Here is a 19779-nt window from a genome sequence, read left to right as displayed (position 1 = left end):
GACTTCGGAAACACGGCGGACGGAGGGGAACGGCATGACGCCGCCCACTGCCCGCACACGGTGCCGCACCAGGAGCCGCACGGGGCATCCCCCACGGCGGGTGTGCGATTCCTCGGTTGTTTTGTTGAGTGTCTATTCTATCCTGAACTTTCGTCAACAGGCCAGAGTGGCTGGGGTGTGTGCTTTCGTGCGGCGGCGTGGGGCGTAGGGGCTTTGAGCAATGGACATACGCAGCCAGTTGCAGGAAGAACCCAAAAAGATCGGGCCGACCTGCCTTGCGGCAGGTCGGCCCAGAAATTGGTGGAGGCGGCGGGATTCTAGCCACTCCAAGAAAGACTCTTACCTTTTTAGGTAGTTAGGCGTGTTGCGCTTGGGAGGCATGTAGCAAGTTTTTGTAACAGGAGCAAGTGAGGTCAAGCCGTTTGTCAGACAAAAACTGTAGCCAACAAACGGGACGTGCTACATCCCAACCGTGAAGGGCATGTCGACCTACCGTCGTAGGCTTTCATACAATGTCTGGCGCGAAACCCCGTACTCGCGAGCCAAGGCAGCGACCTTTTCCCCCGATTTTAACCGGCGGCGAATCTCGGCAATCTGTGCGCTGTCAAGGCTTGGCTTACGTCCTCTGTATTTCCCGGCAGACTTGGCAATCGCAATACCTTCCCTCTGCCGCTCTTTGATCATTGCCCGCTCAAACTCGGCCACTGCTCCGATGATTTGAAGTTGAAGCCGTTGAAAGGGCGAGTCCTGCCCGTTGAACTCCAAGCCTTCCTTGTGAAACATGACGGTAATGCCTGATGCTGTCATTGCAGTCAGGATGGAAAGGAGGTCTTGAAGATTACGGGCCAAGCGGTCGATAGAGTGGACATGCAGTACGTCCCCTTCCCTGATGAACGCAAGACACTCTTTCCATGCAGGGCGGTTGGTTGTGCCACCGCTTGCTTTGTCCTCAAACACTCGATCCAAGGCAACGCCTTCAAGCTGGCGGACTGTGTTCTGGTCGGCAGTGCTGACGCGGATGTAGCCTATGTTCTTCCCGGTGATCATGCCCTTCCTCCATGGCATCAGTAGGTGATATGTCAGGAAAGGGTTTAAGATGTCTGGCTATGAATGTCAATAAAAATGAAAAACGACTCTACCCTGACGGAAAGATTGTCAGGGCAAGGTGTCGACTTGTGGTCTACCCTAGGATGACACATTGTCGAACGGCAAATATGAACAATGGCGACAACTATCATCCCCGCTGATCGTCCGACTCGCCTATGATGGCCGTCTGGAGAGTGGTGGTCGTCGCCCCAGTCAGCGGTGATCCGTGGTCGCCTCTATGTATGAGGAGCACCCCGGCCCCGGCAACGCACGAGGATGGACTGAGAGCGACGGAACGTGAGACGGATGGGCCAAAGGTCAGACTGCGGCGGGGAAGGGCGTTCTTCGATGAAAAACGGCCCACGGTGTTACGGTGGGCTGGTAGCGGCCCCGATCGTATGGATTGTGACCACCCCGGTACGGGGGGAATGTGCCCCGGTCGGTGGGTGAGATGGGCTTTCAGATTTTTGCGTCAGAACATCCGGGGGGGGCTATGAAGCCGACGAAGACGACGCCCCCGCACAAAAAGTCGACTTGAGGGTCTTGCCTGCTGGCAGGGGGCGACTTAATGACTTCCTACCTGATCTCCCCAATGCTGGCGACCACGTATGCCGAAACCCCTCCGGCAGCGTGGTCGCTCTTTTCTTGCCCTTCCCCTTGCCGGTCTTCTGGCCCCCCTAATGTCCCGCCCCGGCTTGCCTGTGGGGAGCTTCACCTGCACCGGGGCCAGTGGCAGGCGTGAGCGGTGGTGAGGAGGCCGACCCCGACGACGCGTCCTCAAGGGACTGGATCACAGCGTTGATCGTTGCAATGACACCGGGGTTGGTGTTCTTGTTGAAGATGATGTGCCGTGCGTTGCCTGCGGGGATGTCGTCGAGTTTGATAGTGGTCATCTCATCACGAGGGATGCCCGCAGCCTCCGTGAGTGCATCGACTTCCTCTGGTGGCACTAGGACGCCATCTATTCTGTAGCTTCGAAGCATCTTGACAAGCTGTACCCGTGTTCCTGCAAGGTGGTACACGTCCCCGGCGTGCGTTGCGATGATGGCGTCACAGTACTCACCCTCGGAATATCCAACGATAGTGCCAAGGCGGAAGAAGGCATCTTTCATCAGCCCTGCGAAGGTGCGGTGGTTCCTGAATTCAGCAACGCGGCTGGACAGGACCAGCAGCTCTGGCGGCCTGTTGGTGTAGATGGGGCGGGAGAAGATGAAGCGACGTTCTCGTGCTTCGTTGCGGAACCAGCCAATCGAGATGGCAGTGGGGTCACGCTCGACCCGCTCCAAGGCCCTTTTGGCGGGCATGGGTTTGAACTCGTGCCGGATGCGGGCAGCTTCGAGGACCGCCTTGACCTTGGCCACGAGTATCCCCTTCGGCTGCCCATCCTCCGTGAAGTAGTACGGGGGATGCTCAATGTAGCAGACTGATAGCTGATCTACAGGTGCGGGGTAAGCGTCCCCGCCAACCAGCATGTATGCAGCAAACGCAACCCGCTGTAATAACTGGCGTTTCATGGCCTTGTACCCTTGCTTGGCGGCTTAACGAGGTGCTGGTGGGTGGAACCTCCATCATGCACATTAAGCCTGTCGGCAGGGAGCGGCAAGGTGGTTTCGGCCAGCCACCACTACGCGGCCCGATAGTGCTTTGTCGTCATTCTGGAAAAAAGGAGCGACCACATCACCCCCACATCCACTAGCACCGGGGAGGGCATTGGGGCGGGACAGGGGCGATGTGGTCGCATGCGAGAGGAAGACCAAGGAATTCATTGATAGCGCCTCCCGACGTCGCCCGCAACCCCTTGGCCCGTTTCTCCATGCGGTCCCACAGGTCCGCGTTGTCCCAGATGAAGTCGTGGGCGCTGATGTCGGAGGTCAGGCCGAACGACAGACCGATCCCGAGGAGAGCGGCTTCGTAGCCAGCTTCGTGGATGATGGTGACCTTCATGGTTAGACCTCCTCCATGATCACCTTGAGGCCCATCTCACGACCGGCCTGATTCAGGATGTGCAGCGGGTAGACGTTCAACTCGCGGTCCTTGGTCCCGAAGGCGGTGTGGATGACACGCGGCTCCTTGCCAATGGGGTGACCATGCTGACGGCAGAGTTCCGAGGCCCGCTTGCCAAGGCGCACCTTCTCGCCCTGACGCAGGTACATCTGGTTGAGCGCCCGCCACTTATCCACAGTGACGTAGCGGAGGTGCTCGGTAATCACGTCGTCCAGTTCGTCGAGGACCGTTTCAGTCGCCCGCACCTGGGCCGCCAGCATGCGGTTGTGCTCCCCGAGGTCACGGGCGTTGACTTCGGCACGACGGCGGGCCTCCTGCTCCTCCTTGAACTTGGTCAGGAGTTCGATGGCGAAGTCGGGGTTCGACAGCATGTCGGCCACGGTGGGTGAATGACGCAGCCCCTTGCGGAACCACGCATCAAGGGCAACGAAGCCTTCGGCCCGGAAGACGTTCAGCTTGTCCTGCACTTCGGGGCGGACCTTCTTGATGGTGAAGAGCCAGCCAGACAGGAACTCGATGGGGAGCATGAGGGTGGTCTGGGGACCGCCAGCGGAAGGCGTCACGATATTCGTTACACCCTTGGCAAGCACCGGGTCTGCCTTGATCTTTTCAAGCTGGCCCTGCCAAGTGATGCCCAGCGCACCGCAGACATGGCGGGGCGAGAAGTAGCAGCGGTCATCGGAGGTGACAGCGGCGAGGATGGTGGCGTTGCAGATGGCGATCTCTTCGTGGCGGACGGGGGTGAGGGTGGGGGTGGTCATGATGTCTTCTCCTTGTGGTAGTATTGCTGTGATGGGGAGTTGGTTGGTTTGAACGCATGAAGGCCCACCGGAGCGATGATCTCCAGCGGGCCTTCGTGCCGTTGCTGTCGGCGTTTTCGTTGTCGTGGATTAGAACCCCACCCGCATGGTGAGTTTCCCCTCGTTGTACAGACGGGTCATGAGCTGCTTTCCGGCGTCGGTGACGTAGATGTCCACGGTGCCGTACTGGTCGTTCACCTTCTCCACGAAGAACTTGTCGCGGTACTGGGCGTACACGCGGTACGGACCCCACTGGCGGTGCAGGTAGCCGAGCCGACGGAGGTCATCCTTGGTACGGTTGGAGTTCACCCCGTGCAGACGGCGGGCGAAGTCATGAACCTTCATCATGCGCTGGGCCACCACGGCATCGTAGGTCTCGGCCTTCGGGGCAAGTTCCTTGACCTCCGCTTCCAGAGCCTCTGTCTTGGCCTTCATCCGCTCGATGGTGTCCTGCGCCACGAGCACGGCCCGCGCCAGGATGGCTTCGGGGGATTCGTCCGGGCGGGCGACGATGTAGCCGCCGGTCTTCCTGATGGAGGGCAGGACTTCGGCGGTGACCCACTTCTTGAAGCGCAGGGCTTCGGGTTTGCGGGAGCGGAGGATGAGGGAGTACAGGCCGGACTCGTTGATGAGGAGGCGGTTGGGGTTGCCGCGCTTGGGTTCGTCGCCAATGACCTTATAGTGTAAGGTCATTATCTCATCCGCATCGAGGACCGTGTTGATGTTCGTGGTGTGGAGGTCGAGCGCATCGCACACATCCTTCGCCACGAACCACGGATCGTCACCCTGCATGATGACGCGGAGGTTGCCGGAGAACAGGTCGGGGTTGCTGAAGATGACGGGGGTGTTCTAGGAGGTGGTGGTCATGATGTCTTCTCCTTGTGGTGTTGTGATTGCTTGGTGCTGAACGCACGAAGGCCCACCGGAGCGATGATCTCCAGTGGGCCTTGGCGTTGTGGTGTCGATGTTCTGGCCGCGCAGCCTAGTAGGGGCAGGGGCGCGGGAAGGGGCGCGGGAAGGGGAGCGGGAAGGGGAACGGCGGAATGGGAACCCAGGGGTTGGTCATGAGGTCTTGATTCAGGCCCGACGCTACATTAAGAGAATGGTGTAGGTCTCCTCTGGCCTGCGACTACGCCGCGCGACTGACATACCCCCCCCCTTGTCCGGCGCGGCGTAGTCGCTCCTTTCAGCGAAGACGTCCACACTGCGGACACCCCTGCGCGGGTGTTGAAGCGGTCTCGGCGCTGTGTTACCGGCTGACTTGAGGAGGGGGGATGATGGCGGAGGGTCGATGTTGACCACGCCGACTGGCAGGAGGGGAGTCCCTAGCCGTGGGCTGGTCACACCCTGCCGACCCGCGACGGCCACCACCATCCTCCTCCTCCTCCTCCTCCTCAAGTCAGCCGATGCTCACAGGGGCACGGCCTCCCACGCAAGCGCATAGCCAAGGGGTAAGAGTCTGGACGCCGAACTAATCTGCTACTGCTTTGGCTACACGGCAGTCGACATCAAGGCAGATGCCATCCGAAACGGTAGATCGACGATCCTTGAACGGATTATCCGCGAGAAGCACGACGGGGCCTGTCGCTGTGCCGAGACAAACCCTTCCGGCAGGTGATGCCTGGGGGATGTCCGCCGGGTAGTGGACAGTGTCCTTGGCAAGCCGGGTGTCTCCATCGGACCGAAAAGCCGGTGATCACAGCGGTGAGGAAACGCGACCGTTGTTCCCACGAGTTCCTTGTCAGTCCTGATCTAACGGGCATCTTCCGTTTGCAGAGCCGATAGCCCCGCACGACCGACGACGGCCCCTCCATGCGCCGCCCTTGAGTGGGTGACATGTGGAGGGGCCGTCGTTGTGCGTCGTGTGGGTATGGGACCACGCGAGGCGGGCAGGATGGGCCGTCCGCTCACGAGGATGGCCGGAGAGAGGTGATCAGGGGCAAGGAGGGACAATGACCTCGGTTGCCTTGTTTCAGTGGGGTCTTTCATCGAAAAACGGCCCACCGTAACACGACGACCACCACGACAGCCTACGGCACGGTAGTAGTTGACCGTTTGGCCTTCTGCTCCGGCTGATAGACGTACTTGTCGTAGGCGTTGAAACCAGCGCCAGCGATGGACAGGGCACCACCGAGGTAGTTCGGCTGGTTGATGGGGGAGCTGACGTAGTTGGACTGGGACTTCATGCGGGCCTCGGCCTTGTCCTTGTAGCCGCTGATGGCGGTGTCGGCGTTGACGCCCACCATGTCGAGCTGCTGCATGATCACGTCCCGCTTCTGGGCGGCGGAACGCTCGTAGTCGGCCATGAGCGCGTCGAGGGCGGTGCCTGCGGCCTCACTGGAGGCGAGGGCCTGACCCTGCTTCTGCATCTTCTCCTGCTGGAGCTTCTGGAGTTCTTCGGAAGCCGACGCCTGCTGCTGCATCTGGTTGATGCGCTCGGCGGCTGCGGCCTCGATGTATTCCTTGTTGGCCGCCTCTTGGTTCAGCTTGGCCGTGCGGGCGTACTCGTCGGACATGGCCGACTGGTACGATGCCTGGGCGTCGGCCTGCTGCTGTTGGGCGTGGAGGGATGCGGCGGTGGAAGCGGTGGCAAGTGAGGTGGCGAGGCCAGCCATTAGACCACACATGACGACCTCGCCCTATGCCCGGCCCGCAGTGGCGGCGGCGTAGTTCGGATTGCAACCACAGCGGAACGAGTAGAGGTGACACGGGGAGTACCGTGGATCGACGTCCGGGGACAGCTCGCACCCGACCACGGCATCGGCATCGCCTCCCATGCAGCGGTAGAGGCAGAAGGACCGGATGGCCGGGGTGGGCCGATGGGGACAGGTCGTGGCCCGGCGTCCGAAGCGGTAGGGATGCAGCGGGCACCCGGCATCGGCGCACTCCTCGACGGCCCGCCGGTCACCGCCCATGCAGTCGTGGACGCAGTGGTGGCGGATGGCCTCAAGGGCGGTCATGGAACGAGGCGGGGTACTCCCGGCGAACAGACAGGCCACGAGGTGGTCGGCGGCCTGCTCGACCGTCATGCACTGGGTGGTCGTTGTGGTTGGTTCACTCATGATGACCCTCCCCCATTAGGCCCGCTTGCTGCCACGAAGGGCGCAGGTTCCACGAGCTGGGGCCACCGACCGCAGGGACCGGGCGCGGGCCTCGGTGGCTTCGGCGGCGGACCGCAGGGCAGGCGCGGCGTCACGGGCCGTCATGACGACGATGGCAGACGGGGCGAGATGAACCACCAACGCTTCGCTCACCTCGTCCGCAAGGGCGGCCTCCATGTCGCTCACGGCCTTCACGGCATCGGAGGCATTGTCGAGAGCGTCGGCGACCTCGTGAAGCCTGCGGGCGGCATTGTCGAGTTCGATGCGGAGGTCTTCGACAGACACCGTGGCCGGGTCGATGGGACGCGCCGGGTTGAGGATCAGGTCATAGAGCGGCTTGGTTCTCTCCTGGTCCACCTTGCCGGAACTGGCAGCGGCGTTGATGGCGTCGAAGAGGGGCGAGGCTGGGCTTGTGGGGCCGGGATCGTCGGACCACGATATGGCCGGGAAGACCTTGTCGAGAACCGCGAAGACCTCCTCGGCTTCTGCCTCGCTGGTGAAGGCCACATGGTCCCCCACCGCTTCCAGCAGTGCGTCACGGGTCTCCGGCAGAAGCGGGCAGGTGGTGATGGTCAGGGCGGCAGGTTCGGGGGACATGGTGGGGGCGGTAAGCTTCATGGTCATGGTGTGTTCCTTGCTCTCGGTAGAGCGGCTGGGGTTGGTGGACAGGGTGGGCCTTGAACGACATGGACGACTGATCCTCCTCACGGGCTGACGGCGGGGTGCCCCGGAGCGCCAAGAACCGCCCACGACCTCACGCCGTCCCCCATGCGCGGTGGAGGGGAGACGTGAGGCCGCAGGCGGTTGAACCGAGAGGGGAACAGGAAGGCTTGCGTAGCTGGTGGGGTGACTGTGACGGGGATGGACGATGAACGACGACGGCAGCGGCGTCCCTGAAGGTGGGCCTGTGGTGATGCCTTTGGTTGGCATCAGGTGAGCCACAGGAGTTACTCTAGGAGTAGTCGTCTATAGTTATCTCTTACTTCTTCTCTTACTTCTTCTCTTTAAGTATATCTTATAGGGGAGCTATAGCTGCTCCTCTGGTGAGTGCTTGAGGTGGGCTTGAGGTCGTGCTGGGTGGTCTTTCCCCGAGAGTGCACGGTAATTGACATCACCCTGAAAACATTCAACTTCACCGACTGATGGTCGCTCTGGAAATTGGCGCTTATATCCGATAGTGGCCCATAATCGATAACATTCTAGAATCTTTGGAAATGACACGTCGTCAATCTGCCCCCCCCCTTCCAGAACGCGTAAAGGCCCTCAGCGTCGGCAACACACAGCGGACCTGTGGTTGGCGTTAGGTGAGCCGCAGGTGGGCTTAGGGTGTCAGGCGTAGTTCATCCTGTTTATAGCCCCGGTAGGTGGTCCCTTTCAGTCTGCTTAAGGCGGCCCTTTGCCCGAGAGTGGGACATAATCGACAATAGTCTGGAATCAATGACGATATGCGGCCTTTGCGCCAGCCTCTGGATGGTCGTCAGTCTCCTGCCCCCAGAACGCGAAAAGGCCCAGTGCGTCGTCATAACACAGCGGGCCTTTTTTCGTGCAAGTTTTGGGGTGAATCAGGCCGGGATAGGTCTTAGGCCATACCCGGACAGGATCACGCCGGAGAGGGCATCCTCGCGCGATTTTCGAGGGATTCAGCTGGTCAGTTCAGCCCGGCGTCAGGGGCGGTCGGGTGCTTCTCGTTCGAGCCACCTCCCCCGCATCGGGGAGGGCAGGCACGACCTCCGCGCCGTGAAGATCATGTCAAAAGGATGGGAGGGGCACCCACGGAAGAACGGCGATCACCTCATCTCGCAAGGTGGCCGTGGGATGCTTTCCGCTGCACCGCTCGGGTATGCCAATGTCTCCGGCCTTTAGCCTGTGCCCGACAACCTTCTGGATCAGCCGAAGGTTTGCCCGTGCCTGCGTTTCAAGGTGGTTGATCACAGTGTAGCGGAAACAGTGAAACACGACGGAGCTTTCCTCCTCGCCGTCCGTCCCGCCGATGCCCAGCTTGCGCCGGTACCGGGTGAACCAAGTGGTGATGGGGCCACCGACGTTGCCGCGTTTCTCGCGCTTGAGGTCGGGGAACAGGCGATGGTGTCCGGCGGCCTTCTGTTCCTCGACGAACCGCAGGAACCCAAGGCCGTCGATCAGGAACGGGTGGATTGGAACCAAGCGGACCCCCGCCTCGGTCTTGACGTGCTTCCCGTCTCCGGCCTCGTTCACATCGATGCACCACACGCCCTCGTCCAGTCGAATGTCGGTCACGAGGAGTTGTGCAATCTCCTCAATGCGCATGCCGGTAAACAGCGCGATCAGGGGCGTCCAGAAGTAGGCCGGGGATTGCCCGGTAGCGGCGAGGTAGGAACGAGGGTTGAAGAGCCGTTGCAGTTCTTCGGTGGTGAACGGGCGTCGGGATGGGCGGGCCTTCCCCTGCGCCTTCGGGATCACAAAGGCGGCATTCAGGGGTTTGGCGATGATCCCGTATTCCAGTTCCAGCCAGTTCAGCAGCGAACGGACCATGTTGAACTTCGTGTTCAGCGTCTTTGCGGACAGTCGCTTTTCCGCCGGAAGGTCGAGAGCGGCGAGAGCATGCAGGCGTTTACCGGCGTACTCCCTGCTCTTCGGGTTCGCAGGCTGGGCAGCCATGAGGCGGCCATATTCCCGGATCATGTCCCGGTCGAGTTCAGCCAAGGTGACGTCCCGGCCCCGCGTTTCCGTGATGGCCTCCGCAAACTGGCGGACGTTGACGTAGACGTTGCGCTTGCTGCCTTCCGCCAGTTCGGGGTCTTTCGCCGCTATGTACTTTTCGACCGCCGCCGACAGGGTGATGGCCTGTGCTGCCCCGGTGGTGGCGGTGGTAGTCGATGCCTGGGCTGAATCAAGGGCCGGATGTGGCACCGTGGCCGGGGCCTGCCATCCGGGGACGTCCATGATGGTTCGGACTGCCGAAAGCCGGTAGTCGGGCCGGGCAGTCAGTTCCCCGGCGAACGTCGGACACGATGCCGACTCGATGACGGCGGCCTGTGCCAGAAGCAGGGCATCGCAGAGCTTGAGGAACTGAAGGCGGGAGACAGGGGACCGCGATCCATCGTTGTTTGCGGGGCCATCTTTCGACGCACGAGGATGGCCGGAGAGCGACGATCCGGTTCCGGTCGCGTCATTTGTTGGGGTACCGTCGTTCGATGGGCTTTTTTCCCCGAAATCGGCCCGCTGTGACACGGTGGCCGGATAGCCCGCCCGCTGCAAGACCTCTCGCGCCGTGGCGGTGGTGTGCCCAACACCCTGCCAGCCATGTTTTGTATTTTGTTGTTAGTTTTGTATCTTGTTGTTAGCATGTTACGAAATTATGCCCCATGTCTTGACACCGCCTTCTCTTGATTTATTCATTCTACGCTGACCACAATTTAAACACTTCAAGGAGGACGCTATGATGGTTTCTAAGCTGAATCCATGGAACTGGTTTAAGAGGGAAAGCGAACAGGAAAAGACCCTTCCGGTTAAGCAGGCGGAACGGGGAGCACGGGAATACGCTTCTCCGCTTGACCACTTCCACGCCGAACTCGACCGTATGGTTGATTCAATGTTCTCTGGCTTTGGAATGCCTTCGCCGCGCCGCTGGCTCGACGCAGCCAGCCCGGTGCTTGGCAAGTCTGTCATCAAGCCGAAGGTCGATATTTACGGCACAGACAAAGAGTACGTTGTTGAAGTTGACCTTCCCGGCATTGAAGAGAACGACTTGTCTGTTGAGCTGAAAGATGATGTGTTGATTCTCTCTGCCGAAAAGAAGCATGAGGAGAAAACAGAAGAAAAGGGGTACTACCGCATTGAGCGCTCTTACGGTTCCTTCCGTCGGGTACTCAATGTCCCTGATGATGCAGACAAGGAAGGCATAAACGCCAAGTTGAACAAGGGCGTGCTGCGAATCACCATGCCGAGAAACAAGGCTATTGAAACCGAATCCCGCAAGATTGCGATTGAAAATTCGAACGAGGACTAACCTAACCAAGGGCAGTCCAAAGAAACAAGAGCAAGCTTGAGGTTCCCTTTGTTCGGGGGTGGTATCAAGCCGGTAATGGCCTGAAATCAACGACGATACCTGGATATTGATCCGGACCCGCATGGTCGTCAGTCTACTGCCCCAGAACGCGAAAAGGCCCGCTGCGTCATCAGAACACAGCGGGCCTTTTTTCGTGCAAGTTCGGGGGTGAATCTGTCCGGGTAGATCGTTGGTCATGCCCGGACAGGATCAGGTCGGATACGCCAACCTCGCGCGATTCCGGCGGGGTAGGCCGGTCAGTTCATCAACGCCTCCCCCGCACCGGGGAGGGCAAGCACGACCTCCGCGCCCGGCAGGACGATCCGGTACTCTAGCCATTGGGTGTCTGTGGCCTCGACGGTGATCTGGGGTGCTCCGATGTCCGGGCCTTCGGTGGCGGTGGGGGCCTCCCAGATGGCATACTCCTCGATCAGTCCGAAGACCTTGGCGGTGTGGAACAGGGTGTCGAGGCGGGTGATGTCCGGCCCTTTGCCGTGCTCCGTGTTGCCCATGACCGGGGCCAGCAGGTTTGCCACGGTGGACGGCGGGAGGCCCAGCAGGGAGGCTATCCGGTCCACCGCATGGACGGCGGACAGGCAGTAGGACAGACGGTCGCAGAGCAGGGCAGCGGCGGAAGAGGAGGGGGTGATGGAAGTGGTGGTTTCTGTCTGTGTCGTGTTCATGGTTGATGATCCGTGTTGTGTTGGTGGTTGAATCATGGGTGCCATAGACGATGATTTGATCCAATGCTGCTTGAGGGAAATAGACCGCAGCACATTGCCAGCTCTTTAGCGGCGCATGAGGTGCGACAGATCAAGACCACGGAAGCGTAGTTGTCCCATCGCTTCGGCAAGCTTCTTCAAGGCGAATCCCTTGCCGTACCGCGCAGCCATCCCCTTTTCACTGTGCCCTTGCAAGGCGTTCATAATCTCGGTCGAGATGTCGGAGTCGCGGCACGCATCCTCGAAGCAATGGCGGAAGCTGTGGAAGGCGTTTGTCTTGTGCTTGATTCCTGTGTACTTCAGGAACCTGCTGAACCGCTTTGAGAAGGGCGAGGAGTAGTAGCCATCCTGTCCCATCTCAATGTCAGGGAAGAGCCGCTTGTGTCCCTGCCCCCTGCGTTTCTCGACGTACTCCAACAAGCCGAATTCGATAAGGTCGTTATGAACAGGGATGATGCGCCGTGAGCTTGGCGTCTTGAGTCGCTTATCGTCCCCGGCGTCGTTGATGTCGAAGTACAAGACATCATCTTCTTCTCGGATGTCAGCGAGGTAAAGTTGGAGCACCTCCCCCAGCCGCGCCCCGGTATAGAGGCTGATCAACGGAACCCAGTAGTAGGCCGATTCGATCGGAATTACCGATCCAGCCTTGTGCCACCGTTCAGCCGACTTGCACCCTGTGTAGATCGGGGCGTTGAAGATCGTGCGCAGTTCATCCGTGGTAAACGGGTCGCGCTCATCCCTCACGTTCTTCTTGAGCTTTATCTGGAGGCCGTTGAATGGGTGGGCCGTGGCTTCGTCATAGTGCCCCTGTGCCCACGTCCAAAACGAGCCAACGTACCGCATCAGCTTGTTCACGTTGTGGTCTGACATGGGAGCAAGGCCGAACTTCTTGGCCTTGTCTGCGGCCTTCTCGATGGGCAGCCCCTGGAGTTCTGCAACCTTGACCCAGTTTGGCGGCAGGCGCAGCAGTACGGCCTTGAAGGCTCTGGCATCGGCCTTGGTGTATGAATCGAGGGGACGATCACCAATCAGCGAGATAAAGTGGTCCATCCAGACGCGATGCTCCTTCTCTGTCTTGGGCACCCAGCTGGTGCGGGACTTCTCCGCGATCCACTCCTCGACAGCCATCGACAGCAGGGGCGTTCTGGATTCAGGGGGCACCCCGGCGGCCTTCGGTGTTTCGATGACCTCGCCTTCATTCCTGCGCCGGATGGCCTCGTATGCCTTGAGGGTGGCCGCCTGTAACGCTCGGGCCAGCCTCGGCCAACTGGGTGACGATGGCTCAAGGCGTATGTTGATGTTGTCCCAGTTCAGGACATCTTCGGCTTCGCTTGCGATGAACGCATCAACACGGCCACGGGCATAGCCGTGCTTCGTATTGTCCACGACCATGCTTGTTGCTGCTTGGTGGTCCGTGAACGATGGCCTTTCTTGCAGACGGGCAGCGAGAAGCCGGTTGATCACTTCCGGGTCATCGGTCTGGACGATGGCGGTTAGCTTCTGGTCCTCAACGCCGTCGTCGTCGTCGTTATCGTCGTCGGTGAATCCTTGGATTCGTATTTCTTCATCTTCCTCAAGTAGATGGGCGTAGTATGCCGCCGCCACGCGATCAATGTCGGAGTCTGCCAGTTCCTTGAGCGGGGCCTTGCTGCCGCTCTCGGCAAGCATACGGCGATGGGCCTCAAACCGGCGGTCTACCTCAACGGCGGCGATACGAACGCGCCGGAGTGCTTCCTTGTAGTCGGTGGTCCGCAAGGAGAAGGTTTCCTCGGTCTTGGGGTAGGTCGCCTTTATGTCTTGGGGCACGACCGCACGGTGGTAGTAGGTGGCTCCACGGCGGAACAAGCGGGGGTGTTTGGGCATCGTTTCCATACCTCCACTGTAACACATGGGTGGAGCAGACCAAAGAAAAAAGCCTTACCTAACAGCACGTTGCTGAAAAGTAAGGCTTTCTTCGAAATTGGTGGAGGCGGCGGGAATCGAACCCGCGTCCGAGAACATTCCACGCGAAACGTCTACAGGCTTATGTCGGGAACAATTGTCGTCACGGGCTTGGCCCCCGACCGGGCGGCCCTAGACCAGCTCACCTATAGTTCTTACACCCGCAGCGGCGAGCGCCCTTGGATGCCAGCCTGATGAAGTTACACCTCGCCGACGTATCAGGCGTCGATCGGTTTGGCGTGGCCACTAATTAGGCAGCCAGTGCGTATTCGTAATTGTTGGCAATTACTTTTGGTGCCGCTTTTTACGAGGCCAGCGGCGCCTCGGCCTGCAATTCCGGCTTCCACATCCCCGTCGAAACCAGGGCGCCCCCGTATGTACGGCGGTGTCCGGCGAACGGCTTGTTCTGCCGCGATGCAATGCGGGCCACCATCCCGCGTCACATAGTATAATGCCGTTTCCGGCAAAGGCAAGGTGGCTGGCACACGCTTGTGGCGGTTGCGCACCCACCAAGGCCCGACCGGAACAGGGCCTATACGGTTTTTTGTACCCGGTGGCAAGGGATGCGCGCCGCGCAGGCCACAACGTACAACGCCCGGTCCGGGCATGGTGCCGGGGCCGGGCGGACATGTTTTCCTGATGACGGGCAAAGGGGGCAGATACGTAAGGACTCCCTGTTCCGGGGTGCGGGGGGCCGGCGCCGTCTTCATGCCCGCGCCGGGTAAGGCGGCGACACGGAGCCGCCAGTCCGCATCCCATGCATACGCTGCCGGGCAGCCCGCAGGACAAGGCGGCTAGGCGTTTCTGCCGAAGTAGAAGTGCGACATGGCCCCCTTCAGGCTGACCCGGTAGGCGGAAGATGCCGTCTCAGCGGTGTCGGTCGTTGCCGCGTCCACGGCGTCGTAGGCGGCGGCGCCCACGCGCGTGGTGACCACCCGGCGCAGGCTGCGGATGTCGCGGATCAACTCCGACTGCGAGGCGAGCTCTCCGAAGGCCGAGGAAAGCTCCGGCGCATCGGTCAAGGTCTTTTCTATGCGCGCCTTGTCCGGGTGGTCGCCCAGCACGGTCAGCGTCCCTTCGTCATCCATGGACAGGGTCAGCTTTTCGTCCAGCGACACCCCGGCGGCCTCCAGCCGGTCGGAAAGGGTATCCAGAAATCCCTCTTGCAGGTCCGCGACGTTCTGTTCCAGCGTTTCCAACACATTGCCGCCGCGCTCGGAAATATCTTCCAGCGTGGACCGCAACTTGGGGTTCAACGCGGAAAGGCTGGCGCTGTCGGTCAGACGGGCAAGATTGCCGTCCGCCGCCTGCGTCTGCTCGGACCCGGACGCAGTGCGCCCTGCATCGGTGTCCTGACCCGTGGTACGGTGGACGACCATCATGCTGCCGAGATTGTTGAAAATGCCGTCTATGGCCACGCCCGCCTCCGTCGTGCAGAAATTTCCTTTTCCGTGTCTGGGGCGGGAATGAGCAAGATCGGTGCCAGCCGAAAGGGCAAAAAGGGCGGGGTCATGCTCCGGATGGTCAGGGCGGTGCGGGCATCAGGAAGCCGCCGGGGCAGGGGCAGGTAATCGGGAGCGTTGACAGGGGCGGGACTTTTGCCGGAATCTGCGGGAAAGCCCGGCCCCGCCGCATGCGGGGCACGGCAGGAGAACGCCATGCGAAACAACGAGCTGACAATGGTCGGCAGGCGGAATGGACAGACCGGATTCCCTTGCGTGAAGGTTGCCGCCCCCGGCGGCCAGCGCACCGCGCGCCGCCGCTCTGCGGTGGCCCAGATGCGCCTGGTCCTGACGTGCCTGACCTTGTGTGCCGCGCTTTCAGGCGCACTGCCTGCATCAGCGCGGGCACAGGCCACGCTATTGCCGGGGGGCGAATACCCCGACGCACAATGCACCTCGCCCATGCGTCCCTTTGCGGGCGACAAGGCCTGGGAATGGGACATGTACCGCCAGAAGATGGGCGCCTACCGGGCCTGCGTGGATACCTACGTGCGCCGGGCCCGCGCGGACATCGAACACATTCAGGGCAAGATCGACAAGGCCGTGCGCGAGTACAACCGCGAGGTGACCATGCCCTGACGGTAATGGCGTGGCAGAAGGAATGGACGGAAAGAGCGGCCCCGCCAGTCGTGCGATACAGGACAGGCGTACGTTACAGGACAGTCGTACGTTACAGGACAGTCGTGTCGCCCAGGGCGGACGGGGCGGTGGCATGCCACCAGCCGTTGCCGTTGGGCGAGCTCGCAGCGCGAGACTTGCCCCGGTCGTTGGCGAGCTTTCGAACCTTACGGACAGGAACCCCAGCGCGCAGACATGGCCAGCAGGGCAATGGCAGGTGAAACTTGACCGGCCTGCGCCCGGTGCCCGTAAACTACGCAAGCCCTCCCGACGGGCACGCTGCGCCCCTTCGGGCCGGTCGGCCAACGGGCGGAGGAACTATCGGGAAACAGCCCCTAACCGGGACCATTCCAATGCCCGCAATTCTCGCAGGCAAATCCGGAAAAGTCCGCCGCCCCGGCATCGTCCGTCCAGACTTCCACCTCGTTGATGTGCCCGCAGTTCTCGCAGGGGATGCGGGCCACGTGTTCCTCGGGATCATAGTCGCAACCTTCACCGCGAATGGTCAGGGTGGCGGTGTATTCGGGCATGGCGGCCTCCGGGGGTGCGGCGTGGCCAATGGGAGGCGCACGCCGTGCGCGTTGGGGGAATGTCCATTGTGACGATGCCTCAGGATTCGTGCATGGTCAACCAGGACCGCCGACCAGCCGAGACCGGCGTGCCTGCGTGGCGCAATGTGGCCCCGCGCACCCCGCACACTCCGGCGATCCCCGCGCTATCGCCCACACCTTCGCCACCTGGCCTTCATGCGCCTGTCTCCGAGCCGGTAGCCGCGGCCTCTCGACATCTTGACCGGCGCGCCCGGCTGCCCTATATTGCGCAACGTGCCGCCGGATGACGGCACCGAACTGTGCCGCTGCGCGGGGTTTGCCCCGTCGGCGGGACACTTTCTTTTTGCCCGGCAACAGACCATGCCCAGACATCTCAAGGAACGAGCATGAGCAGCATCCCCATCTCCACCGAAGGCTACGATCGACTGATGAAGGAACTGGAACGCCTGAAGTCGGAACGTCCGGCGATCATCCAGGCCATCAAGGAAGCCCGCGAAGAAGGCGATCTGAAAGAAAACGCCGGGTACGACGCCGCCCGCGAACGGCAGGGCATGCTCGAAGCCCGCATCTCGTACATCGAATCGCGCATGGCCCAGTTCAACGTCATCAATCTGGACAGCCTGTCCGGCGACAAGGTGATGTTCGGCGCCACGGTGGAAATCGAGGATCTCGACAGCGGCGAAGCCAAGCGCTACACGCTGCTCGGCCCTGACGAGGCCGATTACGCCCAGGGCACCATCTCCGTCCTTTCGCCCGTGGCCCGCGCACTGCTGGGCAAGGAAGAAGGCGACGAAATCGTGGTCGATGCCCCGCGTGGCCGCATCAGCTACGAAATCCTCTCCATTGCCTTCGAGGGCGCGCGCCGCTAGCGCCGGGTCCGTCATACGCCATTCCTCGCGCCCCGGCCCACCCGCCGGGGCGCTTTCGTTGAGCGGCGTGGCCGGGCTGGGGGACGCCCGACGCTGCTCCCGTCGCAGTGCGCACCGGCGTTGCGGGCGGCAACCCCACGTGTCCGTAAAACACGGCATGCAGGGGGTTTCGCCCCGGCGCGAAAGATGGCATGATCCACGTGAAAGAAAGCACATGTGGGCCGCGTCCGGCATGCGGCCCCCCAACGGAAGGAGTGCGCCATGGCCCTCGCCCGCAACCTGACCACCGACCGCCTTGATGCCCTGCGCCACAAGTTGCTGGCCATGCTCGCCACGGTTGAGCAGGCCGTCGACAGCTGCATCGAAGCCTACTGCCAGCGCGACGAAGCCAGAGCATGGTCAGTCGCGTCGCACGACCATGCCATCAACGGCATGGAAACCTGCATCGACGAAATGGGCATGCGCCTTCTGGCCCGAGAAGGGCCATTGGCGCAGGACCTGCGCACCGTGCTTGCCACCATGCGCATCGCCAACGACATCGAGCGCATGGCCGACGAGGCCGCCAACATCGCGGAACGCACCATGCCCCTGGTGGCCTTGCCGCCGCTGCCATTCGACGAAGACTTCAAGGCCTTCGTGCCGCTGGTGCGCAACATGGTGCATCAGGCGGTGCAATGCGTGGTGGACATGGATGCCGACAGGGGGCGCAGGCTGGCCGAACTGGACGAGGGCGTGGACTGCGGGTTGCGCCAGCTTACCCTGAAGGTCGTGCAGTACATGAAGTCCAACCCCGAAAGGGTCGAAGCGGCATTGTCGTTCCTGATCATCTGCCGCAGGCTCGAACGCATTGGCGACCTTTCCACCAACATCGGCGAGAGCGTGTTTTTCGCCGTACGCGGCGTCAACGCCAAGCACAGCCATTTCGAGGACGAAGATCAGACATAGTGCACTCGTGATGCTTTGCGCAAAACGCGCAATTTGCATCAAAAAACATCGCACAACAGTCAATATAGAGCGGCTTCGGATGCACATATCCCGAAGCCGCTCTTTCTTTCACCTGCCACATCCGCAACGCAACGCACACAAACATCACTCTTAAATGCATGTTACACAAAGTGCGTGAGCCGCTATTTGCACCGTAAGCACATGACATGAGAAACGTGCCATCGAACCCCGGGAATGCGCCGCAGCTTCATGGAAAATACCTGTCCCGAATCTTGACGCTGTCAGGTCGAAATGCTACCTCCCCGCTCATTGCTTGACCAACCAATACATTTGGCATGGAGTGAGGACATGCCGAATGATGTGAATGCTCACTTCGGAGGTGCAACCCACAATGGCGTCCATGGATTATCTGCAACTGGCGGCAGCACTCGCCCCCATCGTCTGGCTGATCTTCTCGCTTGTCGTACTCAAGCTGCCAGCCTATCGCACCTGTGCGCTCACGCTGGTCTGCACGCTGGCCCTTGCCGTGTTCGGCTGGTGGAAGATGCCCGCCGTCATGGCCTTTTCCGCCGCGCTTGAAGGGGCTGCCATGGCCATGTGGCCCATCATGATCGTAATCATCGCCGCCGTGTTCACCTACAACCTTGCCCGCCACACCGGCAGCATGGACGTGATCACCCGCATGCTCTCGTCCATCACCACCGACAAGCGTCTCCTGGTGCTTATCGTGGCCTGGGGCTTCGGCGGCTTTCTCGAAGGCGTGGCCGGGTACGGCACCGCCGTGGCCATTCCCGCCAGCATCCTTGCCGCCATGGGCTTTCAGCCCATGTTCGCCGCGGTGATCTGCCTGGTGGCCAACACCGTGCCCACGGCCTTCGGCGCCATCGGCATTCCCATCGTGACCATGGCGGGCGTCACCGGCCTGCCGGTGGAGACCATCAGCTACTACACTGCGTTGCAATTGTTCGTGTTCATCATCCTGATCACCTACCTGCTGGTCATCCTCACCGCCGGGTTCAAGGGCATCAAGGGCGTGTTCTGGGCCACCCTGGTTTCCGGCCTGGCCTTCGCCTTTCCGCAACTGTACACCGCAAAGTACATGGGCGCCGAACTGCCGTGCCTCATCGGCAGCGTGTGCAGCATGATCGCCACCATCGTCTGGGCGCGCCTGTTCCACCGCGACACCGCCGCGCAGGTCGATCCCATTCCCGCCGCGGAAAAGGTGAAGGCCTGGCTGCCGTACATCCTGGTGTTCGCCTTCATCATCCTGTGCAGCAACCTGTTCCCGGCCATCCGCGACGCCCTCGGCGCCGTGAAGACCACCGTGCGCATCTACGGCGACAATCCCTTCACTTTCAAGTGGATCGCCACCCCCGGCGCGCTGATCATCATCGCCACCTACATCGGCGGCATGATCCAGGGCGTGAAGGTGCGCGAAATCACCGGCGTGCTCGGCAGCACTGCCAAGAAGCTGGTGTACTCTGGCGGTTCTTCGACGTTTGATGTGGAATTCATGAAGCCACCACGACCTGAATCGGGGCCGCGATCAGGTAGACCATGGTGATGAAGTTCTCCACATTTCGGTATCCTCGGGCTCTGGCTCTCGCCGCTTG

Annotated in this window: 17 protein-coding genes, 1 other RNA gene and 2 pseudogenes; 6 read left to right on the top strand and 14 right to left on the bottom strand. The window is 61.2% G+C overall.

Annotation, left to right across the window (positions count from 1 at the left end):
• Window positions 1-489 precede the first annotated feature (489 nt).
• The 5 genes from FVW20_RS13665 to FVW20_RS13645 form a co-directional block, all read right to left on the bottom strand.
• On the bottom strand, window positions 490-1047 hold the full coding sequence (locus FVW20_RS13665; protein WP_231039110.1) for a recombinase family protein: 558 nt from the start codon (window positions 1045-1047) through the stop codon (window positions 490-492).
• A gap of 716 nt (window positions 1048-1763) precedes the next feature.
• Complete coding sequence (locus FVW20_RS13660) at window positions 1764-2600, bottom strand: substrate-binding periplasmic protein (RefSeq protein WP_196610041.1); 837 nt, start codon at window positions 2598-2600, stop codon at window positions 1764-1766.
• Between the two features lie 178 nt (window positions 2601-2778).
• Complete coding sequence (locus FVW20_RS13655; protein ID WP_196610040.1) at window positions 2779-3030, bottom strand: hypothetical protein; 252 nt, start codon at window positions 3028-3030, stop codon at window positions 2779-2781.
• Between the two features lie 2 nt (window positions 3031-3032).
• On the bottom strand, window positions 3033-3851 hold the full coding sequence (locus FVW20_RS13650) for a phage antirepressor N-terminal domain-containing protein (RefSeq protein WP_196610039.1): 819 nt from the start codon (window positions 3849-3851) through the stop codon (window positions 3033-3035).
• A 129-nt stretch (window positions 3852-3980) separates the two neighbouring features.
• On the bottom strand, window positions 3981-4682 hold the full coding sequence (locus FVW20_RS13645) for a BRO family protein (protein ID WP_196610038.1): 702 nt from the start codon (window positions 4680-4682) through the stop codon (window positions 3981-3983).
• A gap of 667 nt (window positions 4683-5349) precedes the next feature.
• On the opposite strand from FVW20_RS13645, the pseudogene FVW20_RS20210 reads away from it, so the two are divergent.
• A pseudogene (locus tag FVW20_RS20210) lies at window positions 5350-5505 on the top strand (bacterioferritin-associated ferredoxin); the annotation flags it as partial.
• Between the two features lie 415 nt (window positions 5506-5920).
• Here the strand turns inward: FVW20_RS20210 and FVW20_RS13640 are convergent.
• The 4 genes from FVW20_RS13640 to FVW20_RS13625 all read right to left on the bottom strand — a co-directional run bounded on the left by FVW20_RS13640 (window position 5921) and on the right by FVW20_RS13625 (window position 10228).
• Window positions 5921-6505: a virion core protein, T7 gp14 family gene (locus tag FVW20_RS13640; RefSeq protein ID WP_196610037.1), complete on the bottom strand. Its 585-nt coding sequence runs from the start codon at window positions 6503-6505 to the stop codon at window positions 5921-5923.
• A gap of 24 nt (window positions 6506-6529) precedes the next feature.
• Window positions 6530-6952, bottom strand: coding sequence for a hypothetical protein (locus FVW20_RS13635; RefSeq protein ID WP_196610036.1), 423 nt, complete (start codon window positions 6950-6952; stop codon window positions 6530-6532).
• A gap of 15 nt (window positions 6953-6967) precedes the next feature.
• Complete coding sequence (locus FVW20_RS13630) at window positions 6968-7615, bottom strand: hypothetical protein (protein ID WP_196610035.1); 648 nt, start codon at window positions 7613-7615, stop codon at window positions 6968-6970.
• 1125 nt (window positions 7616-8740) lie between these two features.
• Window positions 8741-10228 (bottom strand): site-specific integrase, encoded by a 1488-nt coding sequence (locus FVW20_RS13625; RefSeq protein ID WP_196610034.1) that lies wholly within the window; start codon window positions 10226-10228, stop codon window positions 8741-8743.
• Window positions 10229-10409: 181 nt separating this feature from the next.
• Between FVW20_RS13625 and FVW20_RS13620 the strand changes: the two genes are divergently transcribed.
• Window positions 10410-10979, top strand: coding sequence for an Hsp20/alpha crystallin family protein (locus FVW20_RS13620; protein ID WP_196610033.1), 570 nt, complete (start codon window positions 10410-10412; stop codon window positions 10977-10979).
• A 296-nt stretch (window positions 10980-11275) separates the two neighbouring features.
• Here the strand turns inward: FVW20_RS13620 and FVW20_RS13615 are convergent, their stop codons facing one another.
• The 4 genes from FVW20_RS13615 to FVW20_RS13600 form a co-directional block, all read right to left on the bottom strand.
• The gene (locus tag FVW20_RS13615) at window positions 11276-11701 is read right to left on the bottom strand and encodes a hypothetical protein (protein ID WP_231039109.1); all 426 of its coding nucleotides are present in this window, start codon (window positions 11699-11701) and stop codon (window positions 11276-11278) included.
• 105 nt (window positions 11702-11806) lie between these two features.
• Window positions 11807-13603 carry a site-specific integrase gene (locus FVW20_RS13610; protein ID WP_231039108.1) on the bottom strand — a complete coding sequence of 599 codons (1797 nt, stop codon included), beginning with the start codon at window positions 13601-13603 and terminating at the stop codon, window positions 11807-11809.
• A 98-nt stretch (window positions 13604-13701) separates the two neighbouring features.
• Window positions 13702-14054, bottom strand: a transfer-messenger RNA (tmRNA) gene (gene ssrA / locus FVW20_RS13605).
• 421 nt (window positions 14055-14475) lie between these two features.
• Window positions 14476-15099 (bottom strand): hypothetical protein, encoded by a 624-nt coding sequence (locus FVW20_RS13600; protein ID WP_196610032.1) that lies wholly within the window; start codon window positions 15097-15099, stop codon window positions 14476-14478.
• A gap of 240 nt (window positions 15100-15339) precedes the next feature.
• Here FVW20_RS13600 and FVW20_RS13595 point away from each other — a divergent pair, with 240 nt between their 5' ends.
• Complete coding sequence (locus FVW20_RS13595; protein ID WP_231039107.1) at window positions 15340-15762, top strand: hypothetical protein; 423 nt, start codon at window positions 15340-15342, stop codon at window positions 15760-15762.
• A gap of 374 nt (window positions 15763-16136) precedes the next feature.
• Here FVW20_RS13595 and FVW20_RS13590 read toward each other — a convergent pair whose 3' ends face one another.
• A complete protein-coding gene (locus FVW20_RS13590; protein ID WP_196610031.1) occupies window positions 16137-16331 on the bottom strand; it encodes a hypothetical protein in 195 nt (64 codons plus the stop codon).
• Between the two features lie 407 nt (window positions 16332-16738).
• Between FVW20_RS13590 and greA the strand changes: the two genes are divergently transcribed.
• The 3 genes and pseudogenes from greA to FVW20_RS13575 all read left to right on the top strand — a co-directional run.
• A complete protein-coding gene (greA, locus tag FVW20_RS13585; protein ID WP_196610030.1) occupies window positions 16739-17221 on the top strand; it encodes a transcription elongation factor GreA in 483 nt (160 codons plus the stop codon).
• 261 nt (window positions 17222-17482) lie between these two features.
• Window positions 17483-18166 carry a phosphate signaling complex protein PhoU gene (gene phoU / locus FVW20_RS13580; protein ID WP_196610029.1) on the top strand — a complete coding sequence of 228 codons (684 nt, stop codon included), beginning with the start codon at window positions 17483-17485 and terminating at the stop codon, window positions 18164-18166.
• 400 nt (window positions 18167-18566) lie between these two features.
• Window positions 18567-19649 (top strand): annotated as a pseudogene (locus tag FVW20_RS13575) (L-lactate permease); the annotation flags it as partial.
• Window positions 19650-19779: the final 130 nt, after the last annotated feature.

Origin of the sequence: Nitratidesulfovibrio oxamicus, from assembly GCF_015731765.1 — a bacterium.
Taxonomy (GTDB): domain Bacteria; phylum Desulfobacterota; class Desulfovibrionia; order Desulfovibrionales; family Desulfovibrionaceae; genus Cupidesulfovibrio; species Cupidesulfovibrio oxamicus.
Note: the sequence above shows the minus strand (reverse complement) of the source record. Positions and strands in the feature narration are given on the sequence as shown.

Coding starts and splice junctions, on each gene's coding strand:
- phoU (WP_196610029.1), top strand. CDS start 17,483: ATGGCCCTCGCCCGCAACCTGACCACCGACCGCCTTGATGCCCTGCGC.
- FVW20_RS13615 (WP_231039109.1), bottom strand. CDS start 11,701: ATGAACACGACACAGACAGAAACCACCACTTCCATCACCCCCTCCTCT.
- FVW20_RS13665 (WP_231039110.1), bottom strand. CDS start 1,047: ATGATCACCGGGAAGAACATAGGCTACATCCGCGTCAGCACTGCCGAC.
- FVW20_RS13620 (WP_196610033.1), top strand. CDS start 10,410: ATGATGGTTTCTAAGCTGAATCCATGGAACTGGTTTAAGAGGGAAAGC.
- FVW20_RS13595 (WP_231039107.1), top strand. CDS start 15,340: ATGCGAAACAACGAGCTGACAATGGTCGGCAGGCGGAATGGACAGACC.
- FVW20_RS13635 (WP_196610036.1), bottom strand. CDS start 6,952: ATGAGTGAACCAACCACAACGACCACCCAGTGCATGACGGTCGAGCAG.
- FVW20_RS13645 (WP_196610038.1), bottom strand. CDS start 4,682: ATGCAGGGTGACGATCCGTGGTTCGTGGCGAAGGATGTGTGCGATGCG.
- FVW20_RS13655 (WP_196610040.1), bottom strand. CDS start 3,030: ATGAAGGTCACCATCATCCACGAAGCTGGCTACGAAGCCGCTCTCCTC.
- greA (WP_196610030.1), top strand. CDS start 16,739: ATGAGCAGCATCCCCATCTCCACCGAAGGCTACGATCGACTGATGAAG.
- FVW20_RS13660 (WP_196610041.1), bottom strand. CDS start 2,600: ATGAAACGCCAGTTATTACAGCGGGTTGCGTTTGCTGCATACATGCTG.
- FVW20_RS13650 (WP_196610039.1), bottom strand. CDS start 3,851: ATGACCACCCCCACCCTCACCCCCGTCCGCCACGAAGAGATCGCCATC.
- FVW20_RS13610 (WP_231039108.1), bottom strand. CDS start 13,603: ATGCCCAAACACCCCCGCTTGTTCCGCCGTGGAGCCACCTACTACCAC.
- FVW20_RS13630 (WP_196610035.1), bottom strand. CDS start 7,615: ATGACCATGAAGCTTACCGCCCCCACCATGTCCCCCGAACCTGCCGCC.
- FVW20_RS13590 (WP_196610031.1), bottom strand. CDS start 16,331: ATGCCCGAATACACCGCCACCCTGACCATTCGCGGTGAAGGTTGCGAC.
- FVW20_RS13640 (WP_196610037.1), bottom strand. CDS start 6,505: ATGGCTGGCCTCGCCACCTCACTTGCCACCGCTTCCACCGCCGCATCC.